The organism is Anaerovirgula multivorans (genome assembly GCF_900188145.1).
GTDB classification, from domain to species: domain Bacteria; phylum Bacillota; class Clostridia; order Peptostreptococcales; family Natronincolaceae; genus Anaerovirgula; species Anaerovirgula multivorans.
Window position 1 is genome coordinate 39,425 of the sequence record NZ_FZOJ01000007.1, and the last position, 14,468, is coordinate 53,892.

Consider the following 14,468-nt stretch of genomic DNA (forward strand, 5'->3'; position numbering starts at 1 on the left):
CCTTCTTTACAAAAACATTCAAATATTTAACAAGAGCAAAACTTAAATTCTTATTTTAAAGACAAAAGCTTTATCTATCTATTAGGCAAAAAACATTGTAATAAATTCCAAATATTTCCTTGATTTATTATAACATATTTTACCAATACTATCATAGTTTATTAACTCAATTTAATCAAATTTTTAAAGATTTATGATGTTTTATAAAATTTGATGAGCTAATATTAAACCACCAGCAATTCCTACATTATTTCCTAAGGAAGGTCTTACTATGTATGAATCTAAATCTGGCGTTTCAATATAGTTTGCCAATAGCAAAGAAAACTCTTCCTTTACTAAATCCAGCATGCTAGCCTGATTCATAACGCCTCCTCCTAATATAATCTTTTCTGGTCTTAATATGAGTGTATAGTTAACCAGAGCTTGCGCTAAATAATATGCAAGAATCCCCCAAATTTTGTGATTAGAATCTAAATTTTCAGCCTTTACTCCATATCGTTTTTCAATTGATGGGCCAGCTGCAAGTCCTTCGAGACAATTTTTATGATAGGGGCACACGCCTTCAAAATCATCATCAGGATGATTTCTAATGATAATATGTCCCATTTCCGTATGACCAAACCCTTCTACAATTGTTCCATTTAGTATAGCGCCGCCACCTATTCCAGTACCCACAGTTAAATAAAGACAACTATTATTATATGAAGCGCTTCCAACCTCATATTCCCCTAAACAAGCTGCGTTTACATCAGTAGTCCATCCGATTGGTATGCTGTAATGCCTTTTCATTTCACCAAGAAAGTTAAAATTTCTCCAGTTTGTTTTAGGCGTAGAAGTAATATAACCATATTTTTCTGATTTTTTATTTGTATCAATAGGTCCAAAAGAACCTATTCCTATAGCATTTAGATTAGCATATATATCAAAGAAGTTAAAAATTCTTTGTAAAGTTTCCTCTGGGTATGTTGTAGGAAAAGAAATTTTGTCAATTATTTTAAAATCATCGTCCCCGACTGCACAAACAAATTTTGTTCCACCTGCTTCGATAGCACCCAACATGTCCATCACTCCCCACTTAAAACAATTAATTTTCCTCTTCGGTGTAGTACTAAGACTGCCGCTTAGTCAGTGGCAGTCACTTATGAATTAAGTCTCATTTTATACTAGTGCAGTTACTACTGCCCCATAATCTCCAATTTTTTCACCTAATTCTGCCGGAACGATTTTAACCACTTTTCTGGAAAGCTCCAATGCTTGAATTCCAATCTCTTTGTACATTTCTTCATTTAAAAATTTTCCTGCTCGTACATATATACTACCTACTATGATTATTTCAGGATTTAAGATGTCTATAAGTATTGATAACCCTCTTCCAAAATACTTACCTGAAATTCTAAATACATCCAATGCATCTCTGTTTCCTGCTTCAGCAGATTCAGCAACATCCTTTGTTGTAATATCCTTAATTTCTGCTTTAATAAATGATGCTTTTATTCCTTGTTCTTCTAGCTCATATGCTTTTAATTTTGCTATTTGGGCAATTCCACCACCACTACAAAACCCTTCAAAGCTTCCTTGCTTTCCATACCCTATTGGCCCGTCATCCTCTAAAAGTATATGTCCTACTTCCCCAGCCATATTACTAACACCAGTATATAAATTCCCGTTAAGAATCAATCCTGCGCCTAACCCTGTTCCAAAGGTTAGAAAAATTAAATTTTCATAGTCTCTTCCTGCTCCATATTTCCATTCTGCTAGAGCACAAGCATCTGCATCATTTTGAAGCTTTCCCCTAACACCTAGCTTTTCATAGATATAATCAATGATGGGAACATGATCCCATCCTGGAAGATTAGGTGGTGATTGTATAATACCATTTTTGCTATCAAGTGGTCCACCACAGGAAATACCGATTTTAAAATTTCTATCCCTTGTACCATTGATTTTCAACATATTTTTTCCTTCTATTATTAAATTATCAACAATTTCCTTCCAATTCCTTGTGGTTTTAATTTCTTTTCTATCTAGAAAATTAACGCTGTCACTATATACTTCTGCTAACATAACAGCTGACTTTGTTCCTCCAATATCAAATCCTAAAACAATCATAAATCCCCTCCAAATATTTCGTATTCCAGAGCTCTACAAATAAAATGATACAAAGGAAGATGGTATTCCTGTACCCTATAGGTCTCCTGCGCGGGGACGTTTAATAAAATATCACTTAATTTTCTAAGTTCTCCTCCTGTTTCTCCAGTAAGTGAAACTACTAAAATATCTTTTGTCTTAGCTATCTTTGCAGCATAACAAAGATTAGATGCGTTTCCTGATGTAGATAATACAATCAATACATCGTTTTTCTTTCCATAGGCATAAACCTGCTGTGCATAAGCCATATCAAAGTTTACATCATTCCCATAGGCTGTTATAAATCCTGTCTGTGATACCAATGACACTGCAGGTATTGCTCCCTGAAGACATCCTGTTATGTACTCGAAGTCTTCCTCATGGACATTCCCTTTGAGTCTTTCTTTAAAAACTTCATCAACTGGTCTTCTTATATAAAATTCTTTCAGAAGTTCCCCTACAATATGTTCACTATCCGAAGCACTTCCACCATTTCCACAAACAAGTATTTTACCACCCAGCTTTATTCTATATACTAATTCATCTATTAACCTTCTAATATCTTTTTCAAGATAGGTCATCATAGGATACTTTTCTTTAAATTCATCTATAATAAATTCTGTTTTATTTGTCAAATTATCTCACCCTTATATGTTAAAGAGGCTACCTAGGTAACCCCTTAAAATGAATGTTTTTCTATAAAGAATCTTTCTTTATAACAGAAACTCCTGTATCCACATAGTCCTTGTCAATTGTATTTCCTTCAAGAACTTTAACAGCTGTCTTCACACCTTCATATCCCATAACATCAGGGTTCTGTGACATTGTAGCTAAAAGATGTCCTTCTTTTATAAGCTGTAGTATTGTATCAGATTTATCAAAACCAACACCTATAACTTCTCCACCTGCTTCTTTAATTGCGTTTCCTGTTCCTACAGTCGATCCTTCGTTTCCTCCAAAAATACCAACAACACCTTCAGTAATATAGTTAGCTGCTATATCCTTTGATCTTGCTGCATCTCCATCTCCATACTGTGTCTCAAGAATTTCAAAAACTGTTCCTTCAAATGCTGATCTAAATCCTTTTTCTCTTGCTACAGTAGATGCTGTTGATGCGTTTACATTTACTATTCCAATCTTACCTGATGTTACACTCTTACCTTTTAAAGCTTCCAACATTTCTATTCCTGCAATTTTACCAGCTGCTTCATTATCAGTAGCTAGTGTCTGTACTGCTGGAAAATCAGCAGGTGAATCAACATATACTATTTTAACGCCTTCTGCCTCTGCCTCTCTAAGTGCTGATGTTACTGCGGTTGGTCCATTTGCTGCAAGAAGTATTGCATCTGCTCCTCCAGCGATGGCATTATTGATACTTTCAATTTGCTTTGCATCATCTTTAACATCAGGAGCAAGCCATGTATAGTCTACATTGCCAAGTTCCTCTGCGGCTTTTTTTGCCCCTCCGTCAACAGTAACCCAGTGCTGATCCATCTGATCCATGGTTATAAGGTAAACCTTATAGTTTCCCCCTTCACTACCTTGGTTACTTGTACCAGTATCGCTGGAGCATCCCACTACTCCAATAATAAGTACTAATGTTAAAACCACTGCTATAAGTTTCTTCTTCACATTAATCCCCCCATTTCATTTATTTTAAAGCTTTCGCTTTAATAACTTGAATGTATTAAGCTTTGACTTTTACTTTTTTTGCTTTGTTTTTATTGGCTCTTACAACGATATCAAGAAGAACAGAGATAATAACTATAATTCCTATGACTATATTCCTTATAGCTACAGGAGCACCGGCAAATTGAAGTCCATTTTGTAATACCCCCCAGATTGATGCACCAATAATTGTTCCAAGAAGTATTCCTTGACCACCGAGGGTGCTGACTCCCCCTATCACTGATGCTGCTACTGCATAAAGTTCATAGGTTGTTCCAGCATCCATCGTACCCATACCACTAATAGCTGTCATCACAAGTCCTACAGTAGCAGAGCATACTGAACTTACTAGATAAGCTTTGGTAATTGTACTTGATATGCTTACTCCTGAAAGATGTGCAGCATGAATATTGCTTCCTACTGCGTATATATGTCTTCCTGTTCTAGTTCTACTAAGTAGAAAATTGAATACCATCCAAAGAGCAAGAGCAATCCATATGGTATTATATAACCCAAAGGTTTTGCCATAATAAAAGAAATTTCTAAATCCTTCAGCCCCTGGTCCTATAGAATCAGTATTATAGTTATTATTGACAATCTGCGCTATACCTCTTGCTATGGTCATAGTACCTAGTGTTGCTATAAAGGCTGGAAGCTTAGCTTTTGATATTAGCTGTCCGTTTAATAATCCTATAGCAAGAGCTGATATGTAAGTAACACCTACTGCAAGCCAGGGGTTCATGCCCTTCGTCATAAGTGTGGCTGAAATCATACAGCTCATTCCTACAACAGATCCAATTGACAAATCAATATTCCCTGTAATTAGTACATAGGACTGTCCGATACCAATTAATATAATAGGCGCAATCTGTCTTAATAAGTTGGAAATATTCCTATTGGAAAAAAAGTTAGGATTCAATATACCAAACACGATAATAAGAACCAAAAGCCCAATTGTTACCGTAACAACTTGCCCCATTCCTCTTTTAGAAAAAAGTCTCCTTAATTTACTAGGTATTTTTTTGTTTTCCATACTATAATCGCTCCCATCTTTTCTCAAGCTTCCATTCCTTCTTTAATCTTTCTGTCAAATTTGGTGGCATATTCAAGAATAATGTCCTGCGTAGCCTCTTTAATATCAAGTTCTTTCGTAATTCTTCCATCCGCCATAACTAGTATTCTGTCGCTGATCCCAAGTATCTCCGGCATTTCAGATGAAACGAAAAGCACTCCGATCCCTTGACTCTTTAATTCATTCATGAGATTATAGATTTCAACCTTTGAAGCGACGTCAATGCCCCTTGTAGGTTCATCAAATATAACCACCCTAGAATTTCTTACTAGCCATTTACCTACAACAACCTTTTGCTGATTACCACCTGAAAGGCTGTCTGCATCTATCTCTGTATTAGCTAATCTTATGTCAAGATTCTCTACTGAACTTGTTGTCATCTCTTCCTCTTTTTTTCTATTCACAATCCCTAGTTTATTAGCTATGATATCAAGATTAGGAAGAGCTATATTATCCCTTATACTAAGCTTTGTACATAGTCCGTCTTTTTTTCTGTCCTCTGGTACTAGTACAATTCCAGATTTTATTGCATCTATGGGCTTATTAATTTTGACTTCTACTCCGTCAATGATGATTTCTCCCGATTCCATGGGATTAGCTCCAAATAATGCTCTGGTGGTTTCTGTTCTACCTGCCCCCATTAACCCAGCTATCCCAACTATTTCACCTTCATAAAGAGAAAAATTAATATCCCTAACCATTTTTCCTGCATTTAAATTTTTAACTTCAAGTATTTTCTCTTTTACATTTTTATCTATTCGCGGAAATTTCTCAGTGATTTCTCTTCCCACCATATAAGATATAATCTCTCTAAGACTTGTATCTTTATAGTCCATGGAAGTTATATATTGTCCGTCTCTTAGAATCATCACTCTATCAACGATATACTGAAGTTCTTCAAGTCTATGGGATATATATACGATACCATGGCCTTCATTCTTCAACCTTTTAATAATGGTAAATAAATCGCCAATTTCCTTTGATGTTAAAGCTGATGTAGGTTCATCCATGATCAGTATTTTTGCCTTTGTAGATAGTGCTTTTGCGATTTCTACCATTTGCTGTTTAGATACAGATAGATCTCCAACGATTGTTTCAGGATCAATATTCATATTTAATCCTTTTAGAATCTTCCCACCCTCATCATTCATTTCTTTTTCAGATAAAACACCCTTTTTTGTTACTTCTCTTCCTAGAAAAATATTTTGTGCAACTGTAAGATGATCACACATATTAAGTTCCTGATGAATAATTGCTATGCCTAGTTCCTGGGCTTTAACTGGATTCATATCATCAATGGCCTCACCGAATATTTTCATTATACCTTGATCTCTGGTATACACACCGGATAATATTTTCATCAGTGTAGATTTACCTGCTCCGTTTTCTCCAAGCAACGCAAGAACTTCTCCTGACTTTAATTTAAAAGAGACATGATCAAGAGCCTTTACTCCCGGAAATTTTTTGCAAACGTTTTCTAATTCAACAATATAATTATCCATAAAAACCCCCTAATTCAACTTCTACGATGTAATTCTTTAAATAAATCATATCACAATTTAAAAAATTACATGGTAGAGATTCTTTTGAATTAGGGGGACATTTATTAGATGTTTACTTTTTTAAAGTGCTAAATCTTTTTTATCATAATTTCTTAAGAGTTTTCCATTCTCCATGACTAAAAGTCTATCAGAAACAGTTAAGGTATCAGATATATTGACAGCAAGAATGATCACTGCAATCCCTTTTTTCTTAAGTTTATTGATAAGTTCTATGATTCTTCCTCTTAAATACATATCCGCATCAGAAAAGGGCTGCATGATAAAAACAACCTTAGGGCTAAATATATGTATTTTGAAATATACTAGTTCATACAAGGATGTAGCATCCATTCCTCTAAGATTCCTTACATCTACATTATCTCCTACGAATGATCTATATTCTTCCTTTATATTTCTTAATATCTTTCTATTGATAATACTTTTATTTAGTTTACGATCTATAAGAAATGTTAAATTTTCCAAATAGGACATATCATAAAATAATGTTTTATTAACAGGGTTTTCAGGTATAAACACTACTTTGTTTATCAATAGATTATTAGCATTTATAGGATCGATAGTATGATGATCTAATAGGATGTCCCCACTTATAGGTTGATTGAGCCCACTAAATATTTCAACAATATCTTGAATCCCTTTATTATTAATATCAAGAATCGTTATACATTCACTTCTCTTTACAGAAAAACTTATGCCTTTAAGATTTTCTGTGATAAAATTTCTGAATTCAAAAATTCCTGAATTTTCACTTAGTTCATTTAGCTCTGTGCTATTATCGAAGGATATAATATAAGGTTTTAAAATTTCATCAGAAAAATCTTTTTTATCGATTACCTTGATGATCCCTCCATTTTCTAAAAGGCAAACCCTATCACATATCTTAAAAGCCTCTTCATGATGATTGGCCATATAGAGAAAGGATATACCTCGCTTCGTATAATATAAGATTAACTTTTGAAAATTGGAAAGTTCTTCAATACTTAAAAAGCTTGACAGTTCATTAAATATGATGAGTTGTGCCCCACTTATCACTGCTTTAATAAGTTCAATCACTGTTTTTTGAAAGAGAGATAATTCAGAAACATATTCATATGTCTCTATCTTTATTTCCAGTTGTTTTAGTAATTCATCAGTTTTTGTTTTTAGCTTCTTTTCTCTTATAATATAATCGTGAAAAGTATGATTAAGAACATTAATATTATCTGTCACCTTAAGATCTTCTACTAATTTCGTCTCTTTATCAATTGAATAAACTTTGTTATTGGTCATGTTGCTGTGCTCATAATAATTTACAAGCTCCTCATTAAAATATATTCTCCCAAAATTAATGGATAGATTTTGTGATATAAGTTCTATAAGCTGCCTTTTCCCATGATTATTAAGAGGGATTAAACCCATAATTTCCCCTTTAAAAACATGGAAGTTTATATTATCTAAGTATGTAATGCCCTCTATCTTTCTTGTTACATTCTCAATTCTTAATATTTCTTCTCTCATGATCCCATCCTCATATTGAACCCATTAAAAATATTAATCCATTATAAAAGGTATTGTTATTTCAACATCTGTTCCTGCCCCTACTTTGCTATACACATAAATTCCATATTCATCGCCAAAAATAAGCTTAATCCGATTGTTTACATTGAGTAATGCAATCCCGCCTTTATTTTTATCTTCTTTCATATATTCAAGAGAGGCTCCCCTAAACTTTTTATTCAGTTTTCTAACTCTTTCTTCTTCTATCCCTACACCATTATCAGATATTGTAATAATAAGCCTTTTACTTGTGGCAAGAACCTTCAATGTCAATATCCCCATTCCCATTTTTCGTTCTACTCCATGGAAAATAGCATTTTCAAAAATAGGCTGTAAAGTAAGTTTTGGAATTCTTGCTTTAAGTATTTCTTTATCATGATCAACTTGAAAGTCGGTACTAAAATCTAGTTTTTCACCAAACCTGAATTTTTGTATTTTATAATAGTTCTCCACATTTGTTATTTCATCTTCAAGGCTTACAAGTTTATCCACATTTGATATTGTATATCTGAAAAAAGTTGCCAAGGCTTCAGTCATATTAGCAATACTATCTACACCTTCAATTAAAGCTTCACTTCTTATCCCTTCCAGTGTATTATATAGAAAGTGTGGATTAATCTGATTCTGAAGAGCTAAATATTCAGCATGCTTCTTAGAGCCTTCTATAAGTTCTTTTGTATCAATAATCTCTTTAAACTTTTGAAAGGCAAGTAATGATTCGTGATTGAAAGGTACTCTAAGGTCGAAGACCCCTTTAAAAATATATCCTTCATGAAAGAGTCTTAATACCTTGTTGCTTTCTTTATAGGGTCTGTATATCCATTCATAGGAGAGATATAAAACCCCGGCTATAAAAAGTGTATAGATGAATAAAAAAATATAGGTTCCATTACTTATAGAACTAGATATTAAGTGTAAAAAAGCTATTAGAAGCATAATAGTCATGGTAATGAGAACAATAAAAATTCTATCAAATAAATAAAGTCTTTTTTTATCCTTCATCTCATTCTCCTATGCAAATATTTTTCTATATTCATTAGGTTTTAAGCCTGTGTGTTTAATAAATGATTTGGTAAAGTATTTGGCATCATTATATCCCACCATGAGGCATATATCCTGTATCCTTAAATCTGATTCTTTTAACAAATCCTTGGCCTTCTCAATCCTAATCTTAGAAAGATACTCGATATAGGAGGTTCCAGTTTCTTTCTTAAAAAGACTGCTGAAATAGCTTGGATTAAATCCTATATGCGCACCTAAATCCTCTAAAGTGATATTTTTCATGTAGTTCTCTTCTATATATTTTTTGGCCTGCCTTATTTGTCTAAGATTATTGTAGGGTTTATCTCCAGCTAAAATCATTAAAGAAGAAGTAATATACGCCAATAACTCATTAAACAAACAGTCAATAGAGTTACAATTGTCTATTATATTTTTTAATTTTTTATCGTTTTCAGGAACATGATCAATTTTCATATTATTGCTTTTCATCGTTATATCATAAATATTTCCTACCTCATTGAGCAATTTTTTTAATTCAGCACCCCTTATATTTTTAGAGCTTATATCCTTTTTGAAATTGAATATTATTTTCTTTACCTCATCTATATCTAATAATTCTACAGCTTTAATAAATTTCTTGGAGAAATAATAGAAAATATCTTCTATTTCAGTCTGATCCGTTCTTCTCCCATCAATTTCTATTATTTTTCCTGTTCCTTTTAGTATTCTATCTTCTATTAATAGTTTTGCTGATTTAAATGATTGTGTAATGTCCTTTAAATCTGCTACTTCTTCTCCCAATGCAACTGTGACCTCAATTTTCTCAGCAGTAGAAATCCTTTGATTAAAATATTCTAAAATCTTTAAAAGAACTGCCTCAATTTGTTTTTTCTCATTTGGATTATAGTTAATTAGAATATATAAATTGCTTTTATCTTTAATGATGCCTAATTCGTAAGTAATGTTTTGCAACTTTGGTTTAGTCATATCTACTGTGTTATCAATGATATTTTTTATAATATTTGAATCCTCTTTACCCATATAATCAATTTTTAATGCAACGATACTAAAAAAGCCCTCTTGAAAATTAAAATGATAATTTTCATTGACCTCATTTAAAGTATACTCTTTAAAGCTTTCTGAATTAAATAATATAAAATTATTTAAAAATGATTCTCTGATTTTATTTACATCATTTTTAAGGATTAATTCATACTCTTTCTCTAAGCTAATTTGTCCGTTTTTCTTTTTTACGCATCCCATTACTTTAAGCAGTGCTTTAAGTAAGTCATCTCTATTTATAGGCTTAAGAAGATAATCTTTTACGCCAAACTCTATTGCTTTCTTAGCATATTCAAATTGGCCATATCCACTTATTATAATAAATTCCAAATCATTATTCATTTTTTTTGCTTTTTCTATCATATCTATCCCATCGTAACCAGGCATTCTTATGTCGGTAATAACGATGTCTGGTTTTTCTTTTTCAATAAGTTCAAGTGCTTCGATGCCATTATTGGCAGTTCCCACGATAAGCATATCTAGTTTATCCCAATCTATAAATTTGATTATAAGCTTGCATATTCGAGTTTCGTCATCTGCTATTATCACTCTAATCATATGCTTCAACCCCTATTATAGAATTTTGCTTTATAAACAAGTCTTCCTTTGAAAGGTTTATTGGTTGACTTATTTGAAACCAATAACGAAAATTATAACTTTTCTACAGATTTAAAATGTTTATAATTTCCTATTGGTTATAAACAAGTCTTCCTTTGAAAGGTTTATTGGTTGACTTATTTGAAACCAATAACGAAAATTATAACTTTTCTACAGATTTAAAATGTTTATAACGCTAGTTTTATCAATTTTTTCCTTTTAATCTTTAATTAATAAAATTGATTTAATTTCCTATTGGTTATAATAATCTTATTGTATCAATATTCGGTGTTTTTTGCATCTATATTCTCTCTTAAAAAGAAAAACATCCTTCAAGCACTTTTAGGAGAAAGGATGTTACTACTCAGAAGAAAACAAATTTAAGGCAGGGATTAACTCCCTGCCTTAAGCTTTACTTTTAGTGCTTTTCAAAACTCATACTATATTCTGATTCATTAGTTTCTTCATTTAATTTCTCATACTTTTTAATAAATCCAACTTTTTCATAGAAATTGACTGCCTTTTTATTTTCCTTGTAAACTGCTAATGTTAAGCTATCATATATTTCCTTGATATGCTCAATCAATTTTTTCCCAATACCCTTACCTTGACAATTTATATCAATAAACAATGCTCCTATATGTTCCCCTTGTAATATGCTGATAAAACCTTTTATTTCATTTTCGTCTAAATACACATAAGTTTCAGCCATTGGGAGATATTTTTCTTTTACAACTTCATAGCTTTTTAACCAATATTCCTGGGAAATAAATCTGTGTGCCTCAATAGTTGACTCTCTCCAGATTTCCATGATTTTATTTATTTCTTGTTCATTTACATTCAACTTTCTTATCATAATACTTTCCTCCAAATTCATAGTGTCTTTTATTTTCACTATGAAAATATATATCCACTAGATGGGTTTAAGATTTTTTCTAAAAAAATAAAAAGCTGTAGCAATGGTCCACAGCTTAATGTCAAAACTATACAATATATAAAATTATCATATATCAAAACTTTAAAAAGAAAAGTAGATATATATTTAATCTATTATAATAGTATTTGACGAGCGGACATAGTATCTTCATAGTTATTTAGAATAATGACATCACAAATAAAGGTGCTATATCCACCTAATTTATGACAAATTAAAATATATCTCTAAATATAAATATTAAAGAACTACTCTGCGCATCAAACACCTCACTTATTTATCTTAAATCCATCCATAGTAATATTAATATACATTACTTGTTATGTCAAATATTTTCATACTCTACCAATCTTTAATTAATTAGATCTATATTATACCCCGTTACTTATACATGTTTCGGTATACTGAACTCTCCTAATCAATTAAAGCAATTTATATTTTATATATTAACCACATAATACTGACTAATACTTTTTAGATTTACCATTTAGAAGAACTGATCTGGTAAACCCTCTCCCTATCAGCATATTTATATTCTTTGTAAAGGAATTTTGCAAATCTATGTGGAATACTTTAATGTCACATATTATAGTTGATAGAAAAAATGTTTCAAAGAATGTGTTCTAAACAATATAGAAGATAAAAAGGAGAATAGAAATGATAGATATATTATACGAAAGTGAACATGAAGATATAGTTTTTACACATATAAAGGCAATTAATCAAAACATGGCCAATAAAACATTTGTCAATTGTCAATTTACAAACTGTGACTTCTCACAATCAGATTTTTCTTTGGCATTCTTTGAAGATTGTTCATTTAAAGAGTGTAATTTAAGCTTGGCACAATTTAGTGATTCAAAACTAAGAACTGTTGAATTTGAAAACTGTAAATTATTAGGTATAAGCTTTAATAAAATTGATTCATTTATTATTGATATAAGCTTTAAAGATTGTTTAATTCAAAATTGTAATTTTTCTGACCTTATCTTAAGAAAAGGTATTTTTCAACAATGTAAGATATTAGAAAGTGACTTCATCAATACAGACTTATCAGAAAGTAATTTTACCTATTCAATATTAACTGGAACAAAATTTAGTAATTCAAATTTGTCAAAGGCAGATTTTTCTTTTGCTAAGGATTATGAGATAAACCCATCGAATAATAAAACAAATAAAACCATAGTTACGTTACCTGATGCAATATCGCTTTTAAAGCATTTCGACCTTATTATAAAATAAAGGTAAAGCTATGATCATTTTAAACTGCCCTCTTTTTAATTATTCTATAAACATGCTTATTGTATCATTGCCTTAAGGATTTTAGGTATATGCGACTACATTAGATACGGCTCCAGAATTCATTGAAAAAATGTACTCATTAGTGGAAGAGGCAAGCTATCCCTACCAGGACATCGGCGTATACCTACAGCCTCAGGATATGAGAACATCCTACCATTGTGAATTCAGTCTTCCATATAATCCCGAAAATAAAAATGAGGCAAACAGAATGGAAAAATTGTTTACCACAGCCAGTGAAGAATTTTCTGGTATGGGAACATATTTCTCTAGACCATACGGTATCTGGTCAAAGCTTTAGCTTAACAAAAATGCACAGTCTACTAACCTTTTAAAAATGATGAAAGATATTTTTGACCCGAACAACCTTTTTCCAGCTTTATTATATAGTTGTTGCTTATGCGATTGCCAATATTAATAATCTCCATATTATTCCCCCTGTATAAATAGTACTAATGATTCATAGCTTCAAAAATCCTAATAGCAATAGTTTCATCAATGTCTATCAAACATCTTTTATATTCCTCCCAGCTATCCATATGTTCAACACTTCTCCCAAATAATATCGTTTCAAGCTTCTTTCTTATTTCATGTATATTATCATATTCATTACTACAGAGATCTTTTTTCAGTAATACAAGTGTTATTCTTAAGCTCTCCAATACCTTTTCTTTATCATAATGCTTGTTTAAAGTTTCCTCTCTAAATATAAAAATTTCCTGTTTAAATGGTTCATTTTCTTCTAAGCCATTCTTAATTAATGTTTTGGTATAACCTACTATGCAGTTATTACCTCGACATTCTCCACATGTGTCTAGTCCTAAACAGATTTTATCTATATTTTCTTCAACTTGATGATAATAATTATATAGTTCTCTAGATTTTCTTCTGAATACAGATTCCTGACCCTGCTGTCTTCTTACTATCATTGGTCTTAGCATCGTTAAAACTATAATAGTTAATATTCCAATAAAGATAGAACCATTTCGTAAGTTTAAATATTCACTTGGTAAGGTTTGGTAGAGCTTAGTTATTCCGAAGAACATAAATACAGAAGCTGCCATTATTTTTATGACAAAATCAGGTGTCTTATCTCCTAATTTTTTTCCGATTACAATACCTATTCCACCAGTAACAATCATACCTAAAACAGTTCCTCCTAATATAACTAATGGGTAGGTAGCACTAATTGCTAGGGTTATCGCAGTTAGTTGAGTCTTATCTCCTAATTCTCCTATAAAAAAAGCTAAGGCTACAGTTATAACTGGTCCAAAGTTAAATTTTTGTTCTTCATCTGTATCCTTATCTCCATCTGACTTTAATGTCCAAAGAGAAAACCCAACAAATGCGAAACCAGCAACTATATGAATTGTATTTATTGGAATAAAATAAGAAATATAATTACCTAGAAGTACAGCTAAACCATGGTTCAAAAAAGCTCCCAGAAAGATGCCTAGTAACACCTTTTTTACTGGATATCTTGTAGCAAAAGCCATTGCTAGTATTTGAGTCTTATCCCCCATTTCAGCTATAAAAATAAGAATAAATGCCTTTAATAATTCTTGGATCATAGTCTCCACCTCATCATATTAATATTTCAATAAGATTA

Annotated in this window: 13 protein-coding genes; 2 read left to right on the forward strand and 11 right to left on the reverse strand. The window is 31.6% G+C overall.

Features of this window, described 5'->3' with window-relative positions; all coding sequences use genetic code 11:
* Positions 1-201: 201 nt before the first annotated feature.
* The 10 genes from CHB72_RS08960 to CHB72_RS09005 form a co-directional block, all read right to left on the reverse strand.
* Entirely contained in the window at positions 202-1,059 is an 858-nt protein-coding gene (locus tag CHB72_RS08960; RefSeq protein ID WP_089282552.1) for an ROK family protein, read from the reverse strand.
* Between the two features lie 99 nt (positions 1,060-1,158).
* Entirely contained in the window at positions 1,159-2,109 is a 951-nt protein-coding gene (locus tag CHB72_RS08965; protein ID WP_089282553.1) for an ROK family protein, read from the reverse strand.
* Positions 2,106-2,762 carry a D-sedoheptulose-7-phosphate isomerase gene (locus tag CHB72_RS08970; RefSeq protein ID WP_242975084.1) on the reverse strand — a complete coding sequence of 219 codons (657 nt, stop codon included), beginning with the start codon at positions 2,760-2,762 and terminating at the stop codon, positions 2,106-2,108. Before CHB72_RS08970 ends, CHB72_RS08965 begins: the two co-directional genes overlap by 4 nt.
* Positions 2,763-2,823: 61 nt before the next feature.
* Complete coding sequence (locus CHB72_RS08975) at positions 2,824-3,759, reverse strand: ABC transporter substrate-binding protein (RefSeq protein ID WP_089282554.1); 936 nt, start codon at positions 3,757-3,759, stop codon at positions 2,824-2,826.
* Positions 3,760-3,814: 55 nt separating this feature from the next.
* Positions 3,815-4,828 (reverse strand): ABC transporter permease, encoded by a 1,014-nt coding sequence (locus CHB72_RS08980; RefSeq protein ID WP_089282680.1) that lies wholly within the window; start codon positions 4,826-4,828, stop codon positions 3,815-3,817.
* A gap of 23 nt (positions 4,829-4,851) precedes the next feature.
* The gene (locus CHB72_RS08985) at positions 4,852-6,369 is read right to left on the reverse strand and encodes a sugar ABC transporter ATP-binding protein (RefSeq protein WP_089282555.1); all 1,518 of its coding nucleotides are present in this window, start codon (positions 6,367-6,369) and stop codon (positions 4,852-4,854) included.
* A gap of 120 nt (positions 6,370-6,489) precedes the next feature.
* A complete protein-coding gene (locus CHB72_RS08990) occupies positions 6,490-7,926 on the reverse strand; it encodes an ATP-binding cassette domain-containing protein (protein ID WP_089282556.1) in 1,437 nt (478 codons plus the stop codon).
* 33 nt (positions 7,927-7,959) lie between these two features.
* On the reverse strand, positions 7,960-8,967 hold the full coding sequence (locus tag CHB72_RS08995; RefSeq protein ID WP_089282557.1) for a sensor histidine kinase: 1,008 nt from the start codon (positions 8,965-8,967) through the stop codon (positions 7,960-7,962).
* Between the two features lie 9 nt (positions 8,968-8,976).
* Positions 8,977-10,587, reverse strand: a complete 1,611-nt coding sequence (locus CHB72_RS09000; RefSeq protein ID WP_089282558.1) for a response regulator transcription factor — start codon at positions 10,585-10,587, stop codon at positions 8,977-8,979.
* 457 nt (positions 10,588-11,044) lie between these two features.
* Positions 11,045-11,482 (reverse strand): N-acetyltransferase, encoded by a 438-nt coding sequence (locus tag CHB72_RS09005; protein WP_089282559.1) that lies wholly within the window; start codon positions 11,480-11,482, stop codon positions 11,045-11,047.
* A 735-nt stretch (positions 11,483-12,217) separates the two neighbouring features.
* Here CHB72_RS09005 and CHB72_RS09010 point away from each other — a divergent pair.
* Both CHB72_RS09010 and CHB72_RS09015 read left to right on the forward strand, forming a co-directional pair.
* Positions 12,218-12,802: a pentapeptide repeat-containing protein gene (locus CHB72_RS09010; protein WP_089282560.1), complete on the forward strand. Its 585-nt coding sequence runs from the start codon at positions 12,218-12,220 to the stop codon at positions 12,800-12,802.
* A gap of 130 nt (positions 12,803-12,932) precedes the next feature.
* Positions 12,933-13,160, forward strand: coding sequence for a hypothetical protein (locus tag CHB72_RS09015; protein ID WP_089282561.1), 228 nt, complete (start codon positions 12,933-12,935; stop codon positions 13,158-13,160).
* A gap of 151 nt (positions 13,161-13,311) precedes the next feature.
* On the opposite strand, the gene CHB72_RS09020 is transcribed toward CHB72_RS09015, so the two are convergent.
* Positions 13,312-14,430 carry a TMEM165/GDT1 family protein gene (locus tag CHB72_RS09020; RefSeq protein WP_089282562.1) on the reverse strand — a complete coding sequence of 373 codons (1,119 nt, stop codon included), beginning with the start codon at positions 14,428-14,430 and terminating at the stop codon, positions 13,312-13,314.
* Positions 14,431-14,468: the final 38 nt, after the last annotated feature.

Excerpts from the sequence above, each read along its gene's own strand:
- CHB72_RS08960 (WP_089282552.1), bottom strand. The coding sequence starts at position 1,059 with ATGTTGGGTGCTATCGAAGCAGGTGGAACAAAATTTGTTTGTGCAGTC.
- CHB72_RS08965 (WP_089282553.1), bottom strand. The coding sequence starts at position 2,109 with ATGATTGTTTTAGGATTTGATATTGGAGGAACAAAGTCAGCTGTTATG.
- CHB72_RS08980 (WP_089282680.1), bottom strand. The coding sequence starts at position 4,828 with ATGGAAAACAAAAAAATACCTAGTAAATTAAGGAGACTTTTTTCTAAA.
- CHB72_RS08985 (WP_089282555.1), bottom strand. The coding sequence starts at position 6,369 with ATGGATAATTATATTGTTGAATTAGAAAACGTTTGCAAAAAATTTCCG.
- CHB72_RS08990 (WP_089282556.1), bottom strand. The coding sequence starts at position 7,926 with ATGAGAGAAGAAATATTAAGAATTGAGAATGTAACAAGAAAGATAGAG.
- CHB72_RS08995 (WP_089282557.1), bottom strand. The coding sequence starts at position 8,967 with ATGAAGGATAAAAAAAGACTTTATTTATTTGATAGAATTTTTATTGTT.
- CHB72_RS09000 (WP_089282558.1), bottom strand. The coding sequence starts at position 10,587 with ATGATTAGAGTGATAATAGCAGATGACGAAACTCGAATATGCAAGCTT.
- CHB72_RS09005 (WP_089282559.1), bottom strand. The coding sequence starts at position 11,482 with ATGATAAGAAAGTTGAATGTAAATGAACAAGAAATAAATAAAATCATG.
- CHB72_RS09010 (WP_089282560.1), top strand. The coding sequence starts at position 12,218 with ATGATAGATATATTATACGAAAGTGAACATGAAGATATAGTTTTTACA.
- CHB72_RS09015 (WP_089282561.1), top strand. The coding sequence starts at position 12,933 with ATGTACTCATTAGTGGAAGAGGCAAGCTATCCCTACCAGGACATCGGC.
- CHB72_RS09020 (WP_089282562.1), bottom strand. The coding sequence starts at position 14,430 with ATGATCCAAGAATTATTAAAGGCATTTATTCTTATTTTTATAGCTGAA.